Origin of the sequence: Vibrio sp. YIC-376, from assembly GCF_052353105.1 — a bacterium.
GTDB lineage: Bacteria > Pseudomonadota > Gammaproteobacteria > Enterobacterales > Vibrionaceae > Vibrio.
In genome coordinates this window covers 1-19,920 of the sequence record NZ_JBBWFK010000004.1, presented here as the reverse complement: position 1 = coordinate 19,920, position 19,920 = coordinate 1, and the positions used below count along the sequence as shown (strand labels likewise).

Annotated in this window: 16 protein-coding genes, 2 tRNA genes, 2 rRNA genes and 2 pseudogenes; 7 read left to right on the top strand and 15 right to left on the bottom strand. The window is 45.0% G+C overall.

Annotated elements, in window-relative coordinates:
* Positions 1 to 19: 19 nt before the first annotated feature.
* Positions 20 to 796, top strand: coding sequence for a polyphosphate kinase 2 (ppk2, locus tag WJM94_RS09090; protein WP_444493935.1), 777 nt, complete (start codon positions 20 to 22; stop codon positions 794 to 796).
* A gap of 65 nt (positions 797 to 861) precedes the next feature.
* Here ppk2 and phoU read toward each other — a convergent pair whose 3' ends face one another.
* From phoU to WJM94_RS09065, 5 genes and pseudogenes are all read right to left on the bottom strand, one after another.
* Positions 862 to 1,560 (bottom strand): phosphate signaling complex protein PhoU, encoded by a 699-nt coding sequence (gene phoU, locus WJM94_RS09085; protein ID WP_444493934.1) that lies wholly within the window; start codon positions 1,558 to 1,560, stop codon positions 862 to 864.
* Between the two features lie 35 nt (positions 1,561 to 1,595).
* Positions 1,596 to 2,414 carry a phosphate ABC transporter ATP-binding protein PstB gene (gene pstB, locus WJM94_RS09080; RefSeq protein ID WP_444493933.1) on the bottom strand — a complete coding sequence of 273 codons (819 nt, stop codon included), beginning with the start codon at positions 2,412 to 2,414 and terminating at the stop codon, positions 1,596 to 1,598.
* 2 nt (positions 2,415 to 2,416) lie between these two features.
* Positions 2,417 to 3,271: a phosphate ABC transporter permease PstA gene (gene pstA, locus WJM94_RS09075; RefSeq protein WP_444494227.1), complete on the bottom strand. Its 855-nt coding sequence runs from the start codon at positions 3,269 to 3,271 to the stop codon at positions 2,417 to 2,419.
* A 374-nt stretch (positions 3,272 to 3,645) separates the two neighbouring features.
* Positions 3,646 to 4,090, bottom strand: a pseudogene (locus tag WJM94_RS09070) (phosphate ABC transporter permease PstA); the annotation flags it as partial.
* Positions 4,091 to 4,120: 30 nt separating this feature from the next.
* Positions 4,121 to 6,325: an ABC transporter permease subunit gene (locus WJM94_RS09065; RefSeq protein ID WP_444493932.1), complete on the bottom strand. Its 2,205-nt coding sequence runs from the start codon at positions 6,323 to 6,325 to the stop codon at positions 4,121 to 4,123.
* Between the two features lie 212 nt (positions 6,326 to 6,537).
* On the opposite strand from WJM94_RS09065, the gene ppk1 reads away from it, so the two are divergent.
* Together ppk1 and ppx are read left to right on the top strand one after the other, a co-directional pair.
* Positions 6,538 to 8,628 (top strand): polyphosphate kinase 1, encoded by a 2,091-nt coding sequence (gene ppk1, locus WJM94_RS09060; protein ID WP_444493931.1) that lies wholly within the window; start codon positions 6,538 to 6,540, stop codon positions 8,626 to 8,628.
* Positions 8,612 to 10,117: an exopolyphosphatase gene (ppx, locus tag WJM94_RS09055; protein WP_444493930.1), complete on the top strand. Its 1,506-nt coding sequence runs from the start codon at positions 8,612 to 8,614 to the stop codon at positions 10,115 to 10,117. Before ppk1 ends, ppx begins: the two co-directional genes overlap by 17 nt.
* A 32-nt stretch (positions 10,118 to 10,149) precedes the next feature.
* On the opposite strand, the gene WJM94_RS09050 is transcribed toward ppx, so the two are convergent.
* The 3 genes from WJM94_RS09050 to phoB are packed head-to-tail and all read right to left on the bottom strand — an operon-like array spanning position 10,150 to position 13,146.
* The gene (locus WJM94_RS09050; RefSeq protein WP_444493929.1) at positions 10,150 to 11,118 is read right to left on the bottom strand and encodes a PstS family phosphate ABC transporter substrate-binding protein; all 969 of its coding nucleotides are present in this window, start codon (positions 11,116 to 11,118) and stop codon (positions 10,150 to 10,152) included.
* Positions 11,118 to 12,416, bottom strand: a complete 1,299-nt coding sequence (gene phoR, locus WJM94_RS09045; RefSeq protein ID WP_444493928.1) for a phosphate regulon sensor histidine kinase PhoR — start codon at positions 12,414 to 12,416, stop codon at positions 11,118 to 11,120. The genes WJM94_RS09050 and phoR overlap by 1 nt, the downstream gene beginning before the upstream one ends.
* 40 nt (positions 12,417 to 12,456) lie before the next feature.
* Positions 12,457 to 13,146, bottom strand: coding sequence for a phosphate regulon transcriptional regulator PhoB (phoB, locus tag WJM94_RS09040; protein WP_005460184.1), 690 nt, complete (start codon positions 13,144 to 13,146; stop codon positions 12,457 to 12,459).
* Between the two features lie 224 nt (positions 13,147 to 13,370).
* Here phoB and rdgC point away from each other — a divergent pair, with 224 nt between their 5' ends.
* The 3 genes from rdgC (at position 13,371) to WJM94_RS09025 (ending at position 16,108) form a co-directional block, all read left to right on the top strand.
* Complete coding sequence (gene rdgC, locus WJM94_RS09035) at positions 13,371 to 14,285, top strand: recombination-associated protein RdgC (protein WP_444493927.1); 915 nt, start codon at positions 13,371 to 13,373, stop codon at positions 14,283 to 14,285.
* Between the two features lie 165 nt (positions 14,286 to 14,450).
* On the top strand, positions 14,451 to 15,851 hold the full coding sequence (trhP, locus tag WJM94_RS09030; RefSeq protein ID WP_444493926.1) for a prephenate-dependent tRNA uridine(34) hydroxylase TrhP: 1,401 nt from the start codon (positions 14,451 to 14,453) through the stop codon (positions 15,849 to 15,851).
* 2 nt (positions 15,852 to 15,853) lie between these two features.
* A complete protein-coding gene (locus tag WJM94_RS09025) occupies positions 15,854 to 16,108 on the top strand; it encodes a YfhL family 4Fe-4S dicluster ferredoxin (RefSeq protein WP_444493925.1) in 255 nt (84 codons plus the stop codon).
* Between the two features lie 41 nt (positions 16,109 to 16,149).
* Here the strand turns inward: WJM94_RS09025 and WJM94_RS09020 are convergent, their stop codons facing one another.
* From WJM94_RS09020 to WJM94_RS09010, 3 genes are all read right to left on the bottom strand, one after another.
* Entirely contained in the window at positions 16,150 to 16,458 is a 309-nt protein-coding gene (locus WJM94_RS09020; protein ID WP_444493924.1) for a hypothetical protein, read from the bottom strand.
* A gap of 320 nt (positions 16,459 to 16,778) precedes the next feature.
* Positions 16,779 to 17,615 carry a penicillin-insensitive murein endopeptidase gene (gene mepA, locus WJM94_RS09015; protein WP_444493923.1) on the bottom strand — a complete coding sequence of 279 codons (837 nt, stop codon included), beginning with the start codon at positions 17,613 to 17,615 and terminating at the stop codon, positions 16,779 to 16,781.
* 12 nt (positions 17,616 to 17,627) lie between these two features.
* Positions 17,628 to 17,960, bottom strand: a complete 333-nt coding sequence (locus WJM94_RS09010; RefSeq protein WP_444493922.1) for a DUF1904 domain-containing protein — start codon at positions 17,958 to 17,960, stop codon at positions 17,628 to 17,630.
* Positions 17,961 to 18,137: 177 nt separating this feature from the next.
* Here WJM94_RS09010 and WJM94_RS09005 point away from each other — a divergent pair.
* Positions 18,138 to 19,154: pseudogene (locus tag WJM94_RS09005) on the top strand (IS630 family transposase).
* 130 nt (positions 19,155 to 19,284) lie between these two features.
* Here the strand turns inward: WJM94_RS09005 and WJM94_RS09000 are convergent.
* The 4 genes from WJM94_RS09000 to WJM94_RS08985 all read right to left on the bottom strand — a co-directional run.
* Positions 19,285 to 19,361: transfer RNA gene (locus WJM94_RS09000), tRNA-Trp, on the bottom strand.
* A 35-nt stretch (positions 19,362 to 19,396) separates the two neighbouring features.
* Positions 19,397 to 19,473 (bottom strand) — tRNA-Asp (locus tag WJM94_RS08995).
* Between the two features lie 41 nt (positions 19,474 to 19,514).
* Positions 19,515 to 19,631 (bottom strand): 5S ribosomal RNA (rrf, locus tag WJM94_RS08990).
* A gap of 109 nt (positions 19,632 to 19,740) precedes the next feature.
* Positions 19,741 to 19,920, bottom strand: a 23S ribosomal RNA gene (locus tag WJM94_RS08985); the annotation flags it as partial.

Sequence of the window (19,920 nt, the reverse complement as noted above, 5' to 3'; positions counted from 1 at the left end):
AGGGAATGAGGAATTAAGTATGTCGAAGCTGAAGAACAAGGGATATGAAATAGAGCTAAAAAAGCTACAAGTGGAATTGGTTAAGCTGCAAGAGTGGGTAAAACACAAAGGTTTAAAAGTGGTCGTTTTATTCGAAGGCCGTGATGCGGCTGGAAAAGGGGGGGTCATTAAGCGCATTACAGAAAAGCTTAACCCACGTGTATGCCGCGTCGTCGCTCTACCAGCACCAACTGAGAAAGAGAAGACACAATGGTATTTTCAACGGTATGTTGCGCATTTGCCGTCCGCCGGTGAAATCGTCTTATTTGACCGAAGCTGGTATAACCGGGCTGGGGTAGAGAAGGTGATGAATTTCTGTTCAGCCGATGAATACGAGGAGTTTCTTCGTTCTTGCCCTGAATTTGAACGTATGCTGCAGCGCTCTGGCATCATCTTGATTAAATATTGGTTTTCTGTCTCCGATGAAGAGCAGGAGAAGCGCTTTTTAGGACGCATCAATACGCCAATCAAACGCTGGAAGTTCAGTCCGATGGATTTGGAATCCCGTCATCGCTGGGCTGAATACTCGGAAGCGAAAGATAAAATGTTCGCTTATACCGACACCAAAAACTGCCCTTGGTGGGTTGTGCCATCCGATTCCAAGAAGAAAGCTCGCCTAAACTGCATCAGCCATCTCTTAAGCCAGATTGATTATAAAGCACTTGAGTATCCGCCGATCGAGTTACCGGACCTGCACAAAGAAGGTTATGTCAGAGCACCTATCAACGATCAGACTTTTGTGCCGGATAAGTATTAGTGACCTTCTCCCTAAACCAAAAAGATCAGCTTTGTGCTGGTCTTTTTGGTTTTCATTGAGTTTCTTTACTTCAGCACATCATCGATGCTCTGGTCGCCCAGATGACGGACGTCCTTACCCTTTACGAAGTATATGATGTATTCACAGATGTTTTGGCAGCGGTCGCCTACTCGCTCGATAGCACGTGCGGACCACATTACTTGTAAAATATGAGGAATATTTTTCGGGTCTTCCATCATGTAGGTCATTAACTGACGAATCACCGCTTCGTACTCTGCATCGAGCTTATCGTCCTGCTTATGAACTGCGGCTGCGGCTTCAATATCCATGCGCGCAAAAGCATCAAGTACCTGATGCAGCATCTGAATAGCCTGACGGCACAAAGGTTCTAAGGAAACCTGAAACTGACGCTCTTTTGATGATGGGCTTTCGATAGCAACATAAGCGATACGCGTTGCTACATCGCCAATACGTTCTAAATCCGTGATTGTCTTAATTATCGCCATTATCAAACGCAGATCTTTCGCCGTCGGCTGACGTTTAGCAATAATACGAGTACATGCATCATCAATCGACACTTCCATCGCATTCACTTTGTGATCATCACGCACAACCTTACGCGCAAGCTCGACATCTTCTTTGTGTAAGGCTTGAATAGCATACGAAAGTTGCTGCTCTACCAATCCCCCCATGGTCAAAACATGAGTACGAATCGATTCTAGCTCTACGTTAAATTGTCCCGAGATGTGGCGTCCAAAGTGCATGATGTTCCTTCTGTTTAATCCTTAGGTGTCCGGTATTAGCCGTAACGCCCTGTGATGTAATCTTCCGTTTGCGTCTTCATTGGCGATGTAAAGATCGAGTCTGCATCCGAATATTCAATCAGCTTACCCATGTGAATGAATGCTGTGTGATCACTTACACGCGCGGCTTGCTGCATGTTGTGGGTAACGATAACCACAGTATATTGAGTTTTGAGCTCATTGATAAGCTCCTCAATAGTCAAAGTGGAGATTGGATCAAGTGCAGATGTGGGTTCATCAAGCAAAAGCACTTCTGGTTCAATCGCCACAGCACGAGCGATGACCAAACGCTGTTGCTGACCACCTGATAATCCAAATGCATTTTCATGTAAGCGGTCTTTCACTTCATCCCATAATGCAGCCGCCCGTAATGAACGCTCAACAGCATCATCTAAGGCCCGGCTATTTTTCATGCCTTGTAACCGCAAGCCATAAACCACATTTTCATAAATCGATTTTGGAAATGGGTTTGGGCGTTGAAATACCATTCCTACACGACGTCTGAGCGTCGCTACATCGACATTAGGATGGTAGACATTCTTGCCATGCAGACATACTTTACCGGTGACCCTACAACCTTCTACCAGATCATTCATACGATTAATACAGCGTAGCAAAGTCGACTTACCACACCCTGATGGTCCGATAAACGCCGTTACTCGACCTTTCGGGATCCGCATCGAAATGTCGTGCAGCGCCTGAGTTTGTCCATAGAAAAGATTAAGGTTCTCAATTGAGATTGCCGTTTGTTCATCCGTCAGATTATGTACATCCAGTGGCGGCACATAACCCAATGTATTATCAAAATTAAACATACTTAATCTTGTCCTAAGGTTCTGTATTTTTCGCGTAAATTATTTCGGATACTGATTGCTGTTAAGTTTAGCCCGACAATCACAGTAATGAGCAGGAACGAGGTCGCGTACACCAATGGGCGTGCGGCTTCAATATTAGAAGTCTGGAACCCTACATCATAAATATGAAATCCCAAGTGCATGAACTTTCTGTCCAGGTGCACATAAGGGAATTGTCCGTCGACAGGTAAGCTTGAGGCCAGCTTGACGACTCCCACCAGCATAAGTGGTGCTACTTCCCCGGCTGCGCGTGCTATCGCAAGTATTAGTCCAGTGATAATGGCTGGAGTCGCCATCGGTAGAACCACACGCCACAGCGTTTCAAATTGAGTTGCTCCGAGCGCCAACGAGCCGTGACGAACTGAGTTTGGAATACGAGTTAAACCTTCTTCTGTTGTCACTATCACTACCGGAAGCGTCAACACGGCAAGGGTCAATGCGGACCATAACAGTCCTGGAGTGCCAAAGGTCGGTGCGGGTAGCTTCTCGCTATAAAACAGGTTGTCGATCGACGCACCGATGGTGTAAACAAAAAAGCCTAAACCAAAAACACCGTACACAATCGACGGCACACCCGCTAAGTTAATAACTGCAATCCGGATCAAGCGGGTTAATGCGTTGTTCTTAGCGTATTCGTGAAGATAAATCGCGGCAACAACACCCAGTGGCATCACGATGATCGACATGATGATTACTAGGAATACCGTGCCAAAAATAGCAGGGAAAACGCCGCCTTCCGAATTTGATTCGCGGGGATCTTCAGACAAAAACTTCCAGACCTGCTTACCCCAATGTACCACTTTACCTGGTAGCGACATTTGGTTTGGATACCAGTAGTCCAAAATGTCTTCGAGCAGAATCGACACCTGAGAACCAGTCATGTCTTCGACAATCAAAGCATAACCTGACAACTGTAAGCGAAGACCGTCAAGCTGCACGTCCACCTTAGCCAGCTCTTGCTCTATATCTTCCCTACGCTTCTGATTATCCGCTAAAAATTCATCGGTAATCGTGTTGTTAAGCTCATGCTTACGCTTATCCAATCTTAACTGCTCTAACTTCCAGCCAAGATCCTGTAGTTGGTTCTCCACCAGCACATTGATTTCGTGGTGCAGTGTTTGGGCATCATCTAGCTTCTTATCTAAGATGACCTGAATATCACTGTTGTAAAGCTTATCCCCGTCCTGGAAGGCGAGCATTTTGCCAAAAAAGTACCCACCACTGCTGCGTTCGATGACTGCCAGTTCTTCGGGAGTGGTAGGCTCATCCAACTGCATCTGCAATACAGAGATAAAATCGGCCGGATACAGTTCACGGTTCGCGATTTTAATACTTAATCGAGTTGCAAAGTCCTCATCTTCATCCAGTTTCTCTACTGCACTTTCCGGTAAATAACTTTTCGGTACAAAACTACGCTCGTAGACCTGACCTATCAACTTGCTATTTTCCTGAAGTACTTCTCCCTGTACAGGAGTCAATGCCGTCACATTCCATTGATACAATGGAGCTGGCCAGAAAAAGGTTAACCCTTTCCAGCCAATCAGCAGCAACAGGCCTAAAACGGAGAGCAGACTGATACTCACCGCTCCACCCGTCAGCCAGATCCAAGGTGCACCTGAACGAATCCAATTTAACACGCGACGACTTGCTCTTTATTCAAACTATTATTACAAAGCACGGTATTTATCTCTCAGTCTTTGGCGGACAAACTCTGCAAGCGCATTCACCGCAAAGGTGAACACGAACAGAATTAATGCAGCAAGAAACAATAATCGGAAATGCGTACTGCCAACTTCTGATTCTGGTAACTCGACAGCAATGGTTGCCGACAGAGTTCGCATACCTTCTAATATATTCCAGTCCATGAGCGGCGTATTACCCGTCGCCATTAATACGATCATAGTTTCACCGACTGCACGTCCCAAGCCCATCATTACGGCTGAAAATATGCCCGGACTTGCCGTTAGAAGAACCACATAAATCAGCGTCTGCCATGGCGTCGCACCAAGGGCTAAAGAGCCATCAGACAGGTGCTTTGGAACCGAGAAAATGGCATCTTCTGCAATAGTAAAAATGGTTGGAATGACGGCAAAGCCCATCGCGAGTCCCACTACTAACGCGTTACGTTGGTCAAAACCTATGCCATGTTCAGTAAGGAACAATCGCATATCGCCTGCGAAAAAGAACTCTTCAATCGTTGGAGAAAGCCATATTCCCAATCCAGTAAGCAGCAACAGTACAGGCATCAGTACTAACGCATGCCACCCATTTGGTAGCCTGTTGCGTAATGAATGCGGAAGCAAAGCCCATAGCCCACCCATGACCATCGTGCTTAACGGAAAAACAAATAACATTACCACTACGGTGATCAAGTGATCTTCTACAATAGGCGCGAACCAAAGTCCGGCAAGGAAACCAATAATTACCGTTGGCAGAGCTTCCATCAATTCTATCGACGGCTTGACAACTCTTCTCATTCGAGGCGACATAAAATAAGCCGTATAAATCGCGCCCAATACCGCTAATGGTACCGAGAACAACATGGCAAACATTGCGGCTTTGATGGTACCAAACGCGATGGGCACCAAACTAAATTTGGCTTCAAAATCATCGCTGGCTGAAGTCGATTGCCAGACAAACTCTGGTTCTGGATAACCTTCGTACCATACATCTTGCCACAAAGAGGACAGAGACACTTCAGGATATGGGTTATCAACCACCGCAACATTGAGCTTGCCATCTTGCCAGGTAATTAAGTAGCGCTCATTACTCGACATAGCTGCGATGGCCGGAGCCTGCTTATAGGCTCGCTTAAAGAGTACTAACTTTTGACTGGTGGTATAGTGGCTTTGCACGGTGCCGTTGGTATAGAAACTATAAAAACCTTTGCGATGAGAATCAGGTAATAGGTACTTGAGCTCAGACGCCAACTTGAAATCGCGGATGTAGGTCAGCGTTCGCTTATCACCTTGCAAGGTATCGAACCATTGCGACACACTGCCGTCATTGTGTGTGACAAGCAGCGAATACGCGCCAGAGAGCAAATCCATGGTGCGCACCGAATGCTTGCTATCGCCTTGTGTCAGGTCAACAACCTCACGTACTACAAATGAAAACTTCTCTTTCTTTAAAACGATCAGCTCTGAACCGTCGCGTAGGTAGAGGGTTTCGCCATCCGGTGTTAGCAACACCTGATCCGGATAATTGAAGCCAGCAGAAAAGGTAAAATCTATCGTGCTTGGTTCGTCGCCTAAAAGAGATGAAGCCTGCCAACGCGCTTTGACTTCACCACTGCGCGTCTGCCAGACAATCGTTGGCGCCTTAGATGAGGTACTAAAAGCAAACTGAACAACTGGATCAGACACATCGGTCAGATCTAAATTCATGTTTGTATTGAAAGCGACAATCTCTGGTGGCCGAGTATTCTCTCTTAAAGTGGCATTAAACTCAGGCTTAAAGATATGCGCCTTCCCTTGATCATCGACTAAACCATACCAGCCACGCCCGGGAGCAGATTGGGAAAAAGAAACGGGATGAGACACGATCTGCTTGGTATATAACGCAGACTTTTCAGGTTCATCCATAGATAAGAACTGGACTTGACCACTTTTGGTCAATACAAAAGCAAGTTGAGCGTAATCATCAACAGATATCGCTAATGGTTCACCCACGTCAGCGCTTCTCATCGAATGATTCGTCTCTATTTTCGCATCCGAAAACAGAGGGATGATCACCATCGCTAAGTACACAAAGATTAAAATAAGCGCAGCGAGCACACCGACACCACCAGAAGTCACTGCAAGTCGAAACAAACGATCTTTTATCAATCGTTTCTTATCTTTTTCCTGCAATGAAAACTCGGCTTGTGCCATTTATCTCTCTACCCTTTTTGACTCAGTACTAGAATATGTCGTTAAGATGACAATTATATTACAGATCACATTAACCACCTGAAAAGAATACAACTCTTATGCAATAAGTGGTATGAAATAAAACTGTAACGAAAATAACATAATGTTCTCACTCATCAATAATTCCAACAATAATGAGTATGTAACTCTTCACTTTTTGGCTAGGTAAAGTTATGAGCGTTGAAAAACTATATATAGAAAAAGAGCTTAGCTGGTTATCGTTCAATGAACGCGTATTACAAGAAGCTGCCGACAAAACTGTCCCTCTGATCGAGCGTATTAGATTCCTCGGGATATTTTCCAACAATCTGGATGAATTCTACAAAGTACGCTTTGCAGACGTAAAACGCAGAATTCTGATCAACCAAGAGCGAGGTGGTAGCGACAGCTCCAAACGCTTATTGTCCCGAATGCAAGCTAAAGCCCTCAAGCTTAACGAACAATTCGACGAGCTATACAGTGAATTAATACGAGAAATGGCTCGACGTCGCATTTTCTTAGTGAATGAGCAGCAATTGGATGAGACCCAACAAAAATGGGTCACCAAGTACTTCCGTAATGAGGTCATGCCGCACATTACCCCACTGATGATGAAAGACGAAATTGACGTTCTTCAATTTCTGAAAGACGAGTACTCTTATATCGCCGTTGAGTTACGCAAAGAAGGGCACTCTAAGTATGCTTTGATCGAAATACCAACCGATCATCTGCCTCGTTTTGTGATGGTACCAGAGCAAAAAGGCAAACGTCGCAAGACCATCATTTTGCTCGATAACATTATTCGCTACTGTTTAGATGAGCTGTTTAAAGGCTTCTTTGACTATGATGAGCTAGCTGGCTATTCCATGAAAATGACTCGGGATGCGGAATACGATTTACGCAACGAAATCGAGTACAGCTTGCTGGAGCAGATGTCAGAAGGGGTTAGCCAGCGTCTGACTGCGATGCCTGTTCGCTTTGTCTATGAACGAGAAATGCCGAAAGCTATGCTCGAAATCCTATGCAGCAAACTGAAGATATCCAGCTACGATAACCTTATTCCGGGTGGGCGTTACCAAAATTTCAAGGACTTCATATCCTTCCCTAACGTGGGACGAGACTATCTTGAAAACAAGCCGATGCCATCGCTGAAATGTGCCGACTTTGAAGGTTACGCGAACAGCTTTGATGCCATTAAGGCCAAAGATATTCTGCTTTACTACCCTTATCATACTTTTGATCACATCAGCGAATTGGTTCGTCAGGCTTCCTTTGACCCCAAAGTACTCGGTATAAAAATCAACATCTATCGCGTCGCGAAAGACTCCCGTTTAATGAACTCACTGATCGACGCTGTTCACAATGGTAAAAACGTCACGGTCGTGGTTGAACTGCAAGCTCGCTTTGATGAAGAAGCAAACATTGAATGGTCCAAGGTACTGACTGAAGCCGGTGTGCACGTCATTTTTGGTGCCCCAGGTTTGAAAATTCACTCTAAATTACTGCTCATCAGTCGATTAGAAGGCGAAGAGATTGTCCGTTATGCTCATATCGGTACTGGTAATTTCCATGAGAAGACGGCTAGAATTTACACTGACTTCGCCCTGCTTACCGCCGATCAGGAGCTCACTAATGAAGTACGTAATGTCTTTGGCTACATCGAGAACCCATACCGTCCAGTGAAGTTCAATCACCTGATGGTTTCTCCGCGTAATTCACGTTTGCAAATTTATCGTCTCATCGATGGAGAAATTGCTAACGCTAAAGCGGGCAAAAAAGCCAGCATGACAATCAAAGTGAACAACCTCGTCGATAAAGGGATTGTTACCCGACTTTATGCGGCAAGTAACGCAGGCGTGAAAGTAAACATGATAATTCGAGGCATGTGTTCACTGGTGCCGGGTATTGATGGCGTGAGCGAGAACATACGTATTATCAGTATCGTAGACCGCTTCCTGGAACATCCAAGGGTTATCGTTACTCACAATGATGGCGACCCACAGGTGTTTATCTCGTCTGCAGACTGGATGACTCGTAACATCGACCATCGCATCGAGGTCGCAACACCAATTCGTGATCCTCGTTTGAAACAGAGAATTATTGATATAACTAACATCCACTTTACCGATACAGTAAAGGCACGATTGATAGATAAAGAGATGAGCAACAGCTACGTACCGCGAGGTAACCGAAAAAAAGTTCGCTCACAAATTGCTATCTACGACTATCTTAAAAATATAGAAAAGCAAACCAGAAGACAAAAACCTGATGTCTCAGATACTTGAACAAGATGAACGCTATATTGCAGCGATCGACCTCGGCTCCAATAGTTTCCACATGGTCGTGGCGATGGTTGTCGGTAGCGACCTTCAGCTAATTAGCCGCCACAAACAAAGAGTTCGCATGGCTTCGGGCCTCGACAGTGAAATGAATATAAGCCATGCAGCCATGGAGCGTGCTCTTGAATGCCTGGCTATGTTTGCCGAGCGCTTGCAAGGCTTAGAAGAGTCTAACGTCCGCATTGCGGCTACGCACACGCTAAGACGAGCCAAGAATGCGCACTTGTTTATTAACCGCGCCAGAGAGGTGATGCCTTTCCCGATCGAAATCATTTCAGGAGAGGAAGAGGCTCGCCTCATCTATTTGGGGGTGGCACATACACAGGTTGAGTCAAACTCAAAGCTCGTTGTTGATATCGGCGGTGGAAGCACTGAGATGATTATTGGTCAGGGGTTCGAGCCAGAGCTCCTGAACAGTAAACAGATGGGTTGTGTGAGTTTTACTGAGCAGTTCTTCAAAAATGGCAAGCTCTCTAGCAAAAACTTCACCAAAGCGATGCTGGCAGCGGAACAGAAACTGGAGTCCATCGCCAGCAAGTATCGTAAGAAAGGCTGGGATATCGCTCTTGGCTCATCGGGAACGATTAAAGCCATTCAAGAAGTGCTGATTGGACTCGGTTTTGAAGATGGCCTGATTACCGGAAAAAGACTCAGTAAGTTGATTGAAAGCTTGTGTGAGTTTGACTCTATCGACGATATTCAGCTAACCGGTTTAACCGATGAACGTAAACCTGTCTTTGCTGCGGGCGTTGCGATTCTGAGTGCTATTTTCCAGGCACTAAAAATTGAACAGATGTTTTTCTCCGATGGCGCATTGAGAGAAGGTTTGCTGTATGAAATGGAAGAGCGTTTTGCCCGCTCTGATATACGTATGCGAACCACGGAAAACTTGGCTCAGAAACACCGTGTCGACCTAGAACACGCCGCCCGTGTTAAAGGTCACGCCAGAGAAATGCTAAACCAAGTTCATTCCGAGTTGGGTATTAAGAAGAAAAGTGACCTATTCGACTTATTGGAATGGGCTGCGCTACTGCATGAAGTTGGACTGAGCATTAACTTGCGCAGTTTCCATCGTCATTCGTTCTATATTCTTCTGCATTCAACGCTTCCAGGCTTTAACCGAGAGCAACAAATGGTTCTGGCCACGCTGGCACGTTTTCAGCGTAAGGCTCTAAAACTCAATGAATTACCAGAGTTTAACCTGTATAAACAAAGCGATGTGTTGAGCCTGATTAAAATATTACGACTCTCGATTGTCTTAAATGGGCAACGTAATGACGATCCCCTGCCAGAGATCACGCTCTCCATCAAAGATGACGAGTGGACGCTCACCTGCACGGATGAAGCATGGCTGGAAAATAACAAATTGCTGCATGCAGATTTACAGGAAGAGCAATCGCGTTGGGAAAGCGCGAAGTGGACACTCACTTTTTAAAGATACTTCATTGCCGTAATGCAAAAGTCGGCTCATAAGCCGACTTTTTTTAACTCTTTTGCTGCGAAATCTGCCGTGATAGGCACATAACCATCTTTTTCAACTAAAGCTTGTCCCTGAGCAGAAAACATAAATCGAATAAACTCTGCTTCAATAGGTGTGAGTGGGTAATCAGGATGCTTATTCACATATACATAAAGATATCGCGATAGCGGGTACTTACCTGACAGGATGTTGTCTCGCGTTGGATCAATATATCCGGTGCCTCTTTTAGCAATAGGTACAAGACGAACACCCGCCACACGGTAACCAACACCAGAGTAACCAATACCACTTATCGTAGAAGCGACGGACTGTACCACCGAGGCTGAACCTGGCTGCTCATTTACGCGAGTCTTGAAGTCGCCACCACACAGAGCATTCTTCTTAAAATAACCATATGTTCCCGACACCGAGTTACGACCAAATAGTTGCACGTTTCGCTTGGCCCATTCGGATTGAACCCCCACCTGGTGCCAGTTGGTGATGAACTGACTTTCACCACAGCGCAACGTGGCCGAAAACATCGCATCTAGCTGGTTAAAGTTAAGTCCCTGAATGGGGTTATCCTGATGAACAAAGATACCGATCGCATCTATTGCAACACGCAATGCAGTTGGTTTATAGCCATGCTCACTCTCAAACGCTTCTATTTCCCTCAAGCGCATCGGGCGACTCATAGGTCCGAACTGTGCCGTTTGCTCAGTCAGTGCCGGCGGTGCCGTTGATGACCCTGAAGCTTGAACCTGAGCATTAATGTTCGGATATATGGATTGAAACTCTTCGACCCATAAGGTAGTCATGCCAGCTAAGGTATCGGATCCAACCGACAGCAAATTGCCGACGATACCCGTTGTCTTGTGGTAACTAGGCAGCGGCTTATCCTTTGCTGAAGCTGCACCCGTGCAAGCTAAAGCAATCACAGTTACTAGCCCTACAAACTTACTCACTCGAAATACCATTACTTCGCCACCAAACGACTAGGAAGCACAAAAGAAAACTTACTCCCTACTCCAACTTCACTTTGAATTTCTAAATGAGAATCGTGGTGGCTGAGCGCGTGTTTAACGATCGCTAAGCCCAGACCACTTCCCCCTGTGTCTCTAGAGCGCGCTTTGTCGACACGGTAGAAGCGTTCTGTCAGGCGATGTAAGTGCTGCGGCTCAATACCATCACCACTGTCTTCTACCTCGAGGCAAGCACCTTGAGCAGTCTGGAACCAACGCACATTAATGTTGGCACCCGGAGGGGTATATTTAACTGCGTTATACACTAAGTTAGATATTGCACTACGTAGTTGATCGTCATCCCCAAACACGCGCAGACTTTCATCGACATCGAACTTGAGTTTGTGCTGGTCATCACCACTCAAACTTATTGCTTCTTTTTCCAACACCTCGAGCATCGCAGGTACGTTCACGACATCTTCCAGTTCATGCATTGGAGCCGCTTCAATCTTAGATAAAGTCAGTAACTGATTCACCAAGCTGTTCATACGGTTAAGTTGCTCGGTCATGACACCATGCGCCTTTGTCCACATAGGGCCGACAATCATGTCTGGATCTTCTGTCATCTCCAGATAACCTTGCAGAACCGTCATTGGTGTACGTAACTCATGAGAAACGTTAGCGAAGAAATTACGACGCATGCCTTCAAGTTGCTTTAACTGGCTCACATCACGTACGACCATCAGGTGCTCACCTTCAGTATAAGGTACGATACGCAGCTCCAGCATGCGCTCAACATTCAGTGGAGAGCGCATTTCTAACGGCTCTGAAAAGTCTTGTTTGTTGAGATACTTAATGAAGTCTGGCGTACGAATGAGATTTGAGATTGGCTGACCTGAATCTTCTGGCCAATGGAAACCCAAAAGATGCTGAGCTAGCTTGTTACACCAGACAATATTGCCTTCAGCGCGGAATACCACGACCGCATCGGGCAACGATTCCGCACCATTTCTAAAGCGGCGGATTAAATTGGTCAGCTCTTTACGCTTGCGACGTTGACGTTGTTGCAAGCGGTATAAGCCGTTAAACAGTGACTCCCAATTGCCACTTCCTGAAGGAGGAGTTAGTCGCTTTTCGTCCCATAACCAAGAAGACAATCTTACTTGGTTATGTAAATGCCATGCGAGCTGTAACGCCGTCGCTGCTAATAGCATCCACGGCATATAACCGAATATCCAACCTACTATCACCCAAGGGGTGTAAAAAAAAGCCAGCTCCCAGGCCAGCTTTTTCCACGTTAATCTTTCAACCACTCATTACTCCAGAAATGGTACCGATAAGCTGCGTGTGAATTTATGCCTTAGTTGAGAAGCGGTAACCAGCGCCACGTACGGTTTGAATCAGCTTGTCGTGGCCTGCGGCTTCTAGTGCTTTTCGAAGACGACGGATATGAACGTCAACCGTACGATCTTCAACATACACATTGGTACCCCACACGTTGTTTAGCAGTTGCTCACGGCTGTAAACACGTTCTTGGTGAGTCATAAAGAAATGCAGCATCTTGAACTCAGTTGGTCCCATATCGACGGCTTCATCATTCGCTGTAACGCGGTGAGAGACAGGGTCTAGCTTAAGACCTTGGACATCAATCACATCTTCCAGCGCTGTTGGCGTAACACGACGAATAACCGCTTTTAGGCGAGCAACCAGCTCTTTAGGTGAGAAAGGTTTGGTAATGTAGTCGTCCGCGCCTACTTCTAAACCACGAACTTTATCTTCTTCTTCACCACGAGCAGTAAGCATTACAACAGGGATATTACGCGTAAGCTCTTCACGCTTCATGTGCTTAATGAAGTTAATACCACTACCACCAGGTAGCATCCAATCCAGTAATACTAAATCAGGGAAGGGTTCAGCCAGTTTGGTTACTGCAGTGTCGTAATCTTCCGCTTCCACCGCTTGGTAACCTTTCTGTTCAAGTACGAAGCAGAGCATTTCACGAATCGGAGCTTCGTCTTCAACAACCAGAATCCTTCTAGACATAACCGAATAACCTTATGTAAGTTGAGCTAATGAATTTAAGAGACAATTCGCCCCTTGATGCATAAGCATTATTACTACCAATTATGACACTTTTGTGACCTTTGAAAACAAATTTTCATATAACTTTCTTTTGGAGTTCATCCTGATATTTTTCATTTCTATTAAGACATCGGCAAAAAAATTTCCTATGATTAGTGCCTTGTCATCAAGCCTAGAGAAGATTTATGTGGTTTAAAAACTGTCTGGTATACCGCGTTAACCGAGAGGTTAACTTCAACGCAGAGCAACTAGAAACTCAACTTGCCGAGTTTCGATTCACCCCTTGTGGCAGCCAAGATAAGCAGAAATTTGGCTGGGTCAGTGCAATGGGCAGACATGGCGACATGATGACTCACGTATCAGAAAACCGCATTCTGATTTGCGCCAAGAAAGAAGAAAAAATGCTTCCTGCGTCAGTAATTAAAGACTCTTTGAATACCAAAGTAGAAGCGATGGAAGCGCAGGAAGGTCGTCCGCTTAAGAAAAAAGAAAAAGACAACCTAAAAGATGACATCGTGATGGATTTGCTGCCTCGTGCATTTAGTCGTAGCAGCCATACCTATGTGTTAATCATGCCTAAAGAAGGTTTTATCCTTGTGGATGCGAGTAGCTACAAAAAAGCAGAAGATGTTCTCGCGCTGCTACGTAAAACCATGGGGAGTTTGCCGGTCGTTCCAGCTATTCCAGAAGTTGCAATTGAAACAACGTTGACTGAATGGGTGAAAACCGGTGACACGCCACAAGGCATCACGATGATGGATGAAGCAGAACTGAAATCCGTTCTGGAAGAAGGTGGCGTGATTCGTTGTAAGAAGCAAGAACTGACCACTGACGAAATCCGCAATCATATCGCTGCAGACAAAGTGGTAACTAAACTTGCACTTAACTGGCAAGATCGAATCGAGTTCATCATGGCAGAGGATTCAGGCATTAAACGTTTGAAGTTCTCAGATGAACTGAAAGACCAAAATGACGATATCCCACGTGAAGATCAAGCCGCGCGATTCGATGCAGACTTTTCACTGATGTGTGGTGAGTTCAGTGCCTTTCTGCCAAATCTATACGACGCACTAGGCGGGTTACCAAACCCGAACGCCTAAAATAACCCTACTTTTTAAGAATTCCGCCCCTACTTTTTGTGGGGCGTTTGTTCATCAAAAGCACAATTCCCCTAGTCACAGTTCACATTTTGACGTAAAATTTGCGCCCCATTTCCACTTGGTGGAATTGGCCTGACTTGTGATCAGATATAAGAGAATTGAGCAATGACAACTGAGAAAGCATTCGTACCTGAGCTACTGTCTCCAGCGGGCAGCCTTAAAAACATGCGCTACGCATTCGCCTACGGCGCTGATGCAGTATACGCTGGCCAGCCTCGCTACAGCCTCCGTGTACGTAACAACGAGTTTAACCACGAGAACCTACAAATCGGTATCAATGAAGCGCATGCCCTAGGCAAAAAGCTTTACGTGGTATGTAACATTCAGCCACACAACTCGAAGCTAAAAACCTTTATTCGCGATCTCAAACCAGTCGTAGAAATGGGTCCTGACGCACTTATCATGTCTGATCCAGGTCTAATCATGATGGTTCGTGAAGCTTTCCCAGAAATGCCAATTCACCTTTCTGTACAAGCTAACGCTGTAAACTGGGCAACCGTTAAGTTCTGGGCTGCAAACGGCGTTGAACGTGTTATCGTTTCTCGCGAGCTTTCTCTGGAAGAAATCGAAGAAATTCGTGAGCACTGTCCTGAAACTGAACTAGAAGTATTCGTTCACGGCGCGCTATGTATGGCTTATTCAGGTCGCTGCCTACTGTCTGGCTACATCAACAAACGTGACCCGAACCAAGGTACATGTACTAACGCATGTCGTTGGGAATACAAAGTTGAAGAAGGAAAAGAAAACGACACAGGCGATATCGTTGAGAAATTTGACCCATCTGAGGCTCAACCAGTCGAAGTTCAAGACGAACGTCCTGAAACCACAATCGGTCGTGGCAAACCAACTGATGAAGTGGTTCTACTGTCTGAAGCTCACCGTCCAGAAGAAAAAATGGCAGCTTACGAAGACGAGCACGGCACTTACATCATGAACTCAAAAGACCTGCGTGCGGTACAACACGTAGAGCGTTTGACTAAGATGGGGGTTCACTCACTAAAAATCGAAGGCCGCACTAAGTCGTTCTACTACTGTGCTCGTACTGCTCAGGTTTACCGTAAAGCGATTGACGATGCTGTTGCAGGCAAACCATTTGATGAAAATCTAATGGGCACACTGGAAAGCTTGGCTCACCGTGGTTACACAGAAGGTTTCCTACGCCGTCATACCCATGACGCTTACCAAAACTACGATTACGGTTACTCAGTGTCTGACGCACAACAATTTGTTGGAGAATTCACAGGTAAGCGTCGCGGCGACATGGCTGAAGTAGAAGTGAAAAATAAGTTCGTTGTAGGTGATAGCCTGGAGCTAATGACACCAAAAGGTAACGTTGTTTTCACACTAGAAGCAATGGAAAACCGTAAGTCAGAATCAATTGACGACGCAAAAGGTAACGGCCACTTCGTATTTATCCCAGTTCCGGAAGATATGGATCTAGAATTTGGTCTGTTAATGCGCAACCTAAACGCAGGTCAGGATACCCGTAACCCGACTGGTAAGTAATCATGGCGTTACTCATTACCGATAAATGCATTAACTGCGACATGTGTGATCCGGAGTGTCCAAACGGTGCGATCAGCATGGGGGAGAGTATTTTTGAAATCGACCCTAATTTGTGTACAGAGTGCAAGGGACATTATGACAAGCCAACCTGCCAGTCAGTTTGTCCTATCACGAAATGCATTATTACTGACCCGAATCATGTTGAAACGGAAGAACAATTACTAGAGAAGTTTGTGATTATCCAAGGGTTAGCATAAATAATGAGGTTCAACTTTGCGGAGAAAGTTGAACCTTTTTTTTATCCCGATTTTTCGATGGGGTAGATGTTGCAGAATAGCTCTTTCTCAAAATGGTATTCGAGTCGATCCCGCCAGTTTTCTGCTTGAGCAACAGGCACTAAGTAAAAGTTTTCCCTGCTTGTATCGGTAACGAAAGCCATCCCATATTGCATCAGTTCGTAATGCACATCATTAACAAACCCCGGATCAAGACGTTGACGCCCTGTCAGATGATTCAGATCTTCTCGAGTTAAGAAGACTCCTTTGGTCTCACTGCTAAACCTGTGTCTTAACCACGCAGCAAACTCTTTTGCACAAATCATAGTCATGGTTTTATCCTTGATTAACTCTATTGGTAGGTAACACCATTCAACCCAATTCAATACCTTTGTCTGCATTGCTATTTTGTTTTACCAAGCTACAAACATATTGAGCAGATATCAAAGTATCGCGACAAAAGAACTTAAAAAAAACCGTTACTACCACCCAAAAACACGTAACCATTTGTTTATTTAGTTTCTTATAGCATGTCACCCAAACTAATTAGGTTAATTTTTATATTCGTATTATTCACTGTAGACAAAACTATGATGTTTCTCCAGTTTCATAACAGAGATTCGAAAGTCGAGATGAGAGCTGGATCAACCATTTAATTAGTAAGAATAAGTGGCTGACATTGAGATGGAATGATGTACTCGCGTTTTGGCGTCTCTACTATTTTTCCTGAAGAAGGATTGGATGATACAACAGCCTTAGGCTTCCAACTCGCTAGCTCAGTGCCACAACCATCTCCTGGTGGAGGCGGATTTTGGTCAACACAGTTAAGACTCGATCTAGGACAAGATAATCTGACATGAAAGTGATAGTGATGTCCCCACCATGGACGGACTTTACGCAGCCATTTACGATCTTTACCATCCTCCTGTAAACACAGTTGCTCTTTAATGACAGGATGAACAAAAATACGAGCTACCCCTTCACTCTGCGCTGCGTAACGAATAAGTTCAAAGTGACGGTCATCCCATCTATTGTCTAATATTGAGTACCCCTTTAGATCGACCACACTCATTGGTTTGGGCAGTTGCAATTCATTGTACGAAAGAGGCTGGTCAGCTAATCGCAACCATATATCAATGTCTAAGCCAGTTTGATGACTAGAGTGACCTGACGAAAAGCGCCCACCACGAGGCAAAGACAAATCACCGATAAGCAAAGTGGTATCTAATTCTTGATTGGCCTTGAATGCGAGCTGTTTAATAAACGAGATAGTGCTAGGGTGACCATAGAAGCGATTCGATCTACTACGCAAAACTTGATACCCCTTCCCCTCAAGAGGCAACGGAGAGGCACCATCCAAACAGCCATTAGCATAGCTGCCAATAGAGGAAGAAGAGTTATGAGTGGGAGTCGAGATCTTCTCCCACGGAGTTGCAAAAATAGAAGCCGAGAATAAAAAACTTGAACAGAACAAAACACTCAGCTTCATAATAATCAATCCTTAATAGTGCTTACCATTATCATAGTAGGCCTGAGGTGAGAGTGCGGTAAATATTACGGCAACAGCTATATCTTCGCCTGCAACACTACGAACTTGCTGAGTGACCACTTTGGCGACTTTATCTTGCACTTCCTGTCCCCTGTCAAACCAAAGTACTTCCACAAAAGGATAGGCGGCACTGACTTCTCCTTCACTAAAAAATGTCGTGTAGATGTACTCAAAAGTGAAGTCCTCACGAGGGCTATTCATCAAAGGTTGGAGTGCATCTGTGAGAGGTTTTGATAGTGCCTGAACCGCTTGAGGCTCAACAGCACGAAATCGAAAATGTGGCATGATTTTACTTTCCAATTATTAGACTTAAGCCGTGATCATAACAGGAAGTCGGTTTTATATCACTTGCGCATATAACAGCTCTCATGACTTCACTAAAAAGAAAGACGAACAGAATAATACCAATCTAAGAAAAAATATGATCTAATTGAGGCCATTCAACGATAGAACGTATTCGCTATGGATAGCCTCAATAATATCGACTTTAAAAAGCTCGCAAGCCAACAAAAATCTATTCAGATGAAAATGAGACTGCTGGCTCTTGCTCATTTCAAAGATGGACACTCTCGCACCCAAATCGCCAAGTTTCTTAAGGTGAGCAGAACCAGTGTTAATAAGTGGGTTCAAACTTTTCTTGAAGAAGGATTAGAAGGGCTGAAGGAAAAGCCAAGAACGGGAAGACCACCATTATTAACTTCTGAACAAAGAGAGCAATTGAGCCAATACATCAAAGATAAAGCTCATGATACTCAAGGTGGACGACTTACCGGTGCCGATATCCATGCCTATATCGTGAAAGAATTTGGCAAGCATTATCATCCTGATTCTATCTATTACCTACTCGACCATATGGGTTTCGCATGGATAACTTCCCGTTCAAGACACCCACAACAATCTCAAGCAGTACAGGAAGATTTTAAAACAATTCAAATTCGAAACGATCCTTAAGATCCCAGGTCATTTGGCTTTAGAGCATGTTGATATCTGGTTTCAGGATGACGCTCGATTTGGGCAACAAAACACAACGACACGGTTATGGGCTGAAAGAGGAACGCGTCCCAGAGCAGTGAAGCAACAACAATTCGAATATGCGTATCTGTTTGGTTCTGTCTGTCCCCAAAAAGGCATGGGTGAGGCCATGGTCGTTCCTTGGGTGAACAAAGACATCATGATAGAGCATTTAAAGCAAATATCAGTCATGCAGTCGTTGTTATGGATGGCGCAGGGTGGCATACGGAAGATATTGCCAATGAATTGGATAACGTAAGTGTCATCAAACTCCCACCCTATTCTCCAGAGCTAAACTCCATAGAACAAGTATGGAGTTGGTTAAGACAACACTATCTCGCCAATCAGTCTTTTGCGGATTACGAAGACATTGTCTCCAAAGTGTGTAGGGCTTGGAATAGCTTTTTGGAATGCTCGGCCAGAGTCAGCAAGATGTGTTCGAGAAGATGGATAGACCTGACCAGTTAATTTTCCAGATTGGTATTACTGATTTCAGGTATTGGTAGAATCAACGGCTATGACAATAGGGCACTAAACTATAAAATCACCAAACAACAGACACAAAAAAGCCCCAGTCTTTCGACTGAGGCTTTAAATATGGCAGGGGTGGAGAGATTCGAACTCCCAACACGCGGATTTGGAATCCGCTGCTCTGCCAATTGGAGCTACACCCCTGAGGTTCGTGTTTAGTGAGACGACTCTCAAATAAGTGGCGGAGTGGACGGGACTCGAACCCGCGACCCCCGGCGTGACAGGCCGGTATTCTAACCAACTGAACTACCACTCCGCAGTGGTATCACTCGCTTTAGCAAGTGTCCAAAATTTAAAGCCTGGCGATGTCCTACTCTCACATGGGGAAACCCCACACTACCATCGGCGCTATTTCGTTTCACTTCTGAGTTCGGAATGGAAGTCAGGTGGGTCCAAAATGCTATGGTCGCCAAGCAAATTCTTACTCTCTATTTCTAGAGAAAATTCGGAAAGCTGTTGCTGTGTTCTCTACACATTCAATTCTGTTCTTGCTTCGAGTCCATCAAAACCCCTTGGGTGTTGTATGGTTAAGCCTCACGGGCAATTAGTACAGGTTAGCTCAACGCCTCACAACGCTTACACATCCTGCCTATCAACGTCGTAGTCTACGACAACCCTTTAGGATACTTAAAGTATCAGGGAGAACTCATCTCAAGGCTCGCTTCCCGCTTAGATGCTTTCAGCGGTTATCGATCCCGAACTT

Bases quoted from the DNA above. Each gene is read 5' to 3' on its own strand.
- ppk2 (WP_444493935.1), top strand. From the start codon at position 20: ATGTCGAAGCTGAAGAACAAGGGATATGAAATAGAGCTAAAAAAGCTA.
- phoU (WP_444493934.1), bottom strand. From the start codon at position 1,560: ATGCACTTTGGACGCCACATCTCGGGACAATTTAACGTAGAGCTAGAA.
- pstB (WP_444493933.1), bottom strand. From the start codon at position 2,414: ATGTTTAATTTTGATAATACATTGGGTTATGTGCCGCCACTGGATGTA.
- pstA (WP_444494227.1), bottom strand. From the start codon at position 3,271: ATGTCGCTACCAGGTAAAGTGGTACATTGGGGTAAGCAGGTCTGGAAG.
- WJM94_RS09065 (WP_444493932.1), bottom strand. From the start codon at position 6,325: ATGGCACAAGCCGAGTTTTCATTGCAGGAAAAAGATAAGAAACGATTG.
- ppk1 (WP_444493931.1), top strand. From the start codon at position 6,538: ATGAGCGTTGAAAAACTATATATAGAAAAAGAGCTTAGCTGGTTATCG.
- ppx (WP_444493930.1), top strand. From the start codon at position 8,612: ATGTCTCAGATACTTGAACAAGATGAACGCTATATTGCAGCGATCGAC.
- WJM94_RS09050 (WP_444493929.1), bottom strand. From the start codon at position 11,118: ATGGTATTTCGAGTGAGTAAGTTTGTAGGGCTAGTAACTGTGATTGCT.
- phoB (WP_005460184.1), bottom strand. From the start codon at position 13,146: ATGTCTAGAAGGATTCTGGTTGTTGAAGACGAAGCTCCGATTCGTGAA.
- rdgC (WP_444493927.1), top strand. From the start codon at position 13,371: ATGTGGTTTAAAAACTGTCTGGTATACCGCGTTAACCGAGAGGTTAAC.
- trhP (WP_444493926.1), top strand. From the start codon at position 14,451: ATGACAACTGAGAAAGCATTCGTACCTGAGCTACTGTCTCCAGCGGGC.
- WJM94_RS09025 (WP_444493925.1), top strand. From the start codon at position 15,854: ATGGCGTTACTCATTACCGATAAATGCATTAACTGCGACATGTGTGAT.
- WJM94_RS09020 (WP_444493924.1), bottom strand. From the start codon at position 16,458: ATGACTATGATTTGTGCAAAAGAGTTTGCTGCGTGGTTAAGACACAGG.
- mepA (WP_444493923.1), bottom strand. From the start codon at position 17,615: ATGAAGCTGAGTGTTTTGTTCTGTTCAAGTTTTTTATTCTCGGCTTCT.
- WJM94_RS09010 (WP_444493922.1), bottom strand. From the start codon at position 17,960: ATGCCACATTTTCGATTTCGTGCTGTTGAGCCTCAAGCGGTTCAGGCA.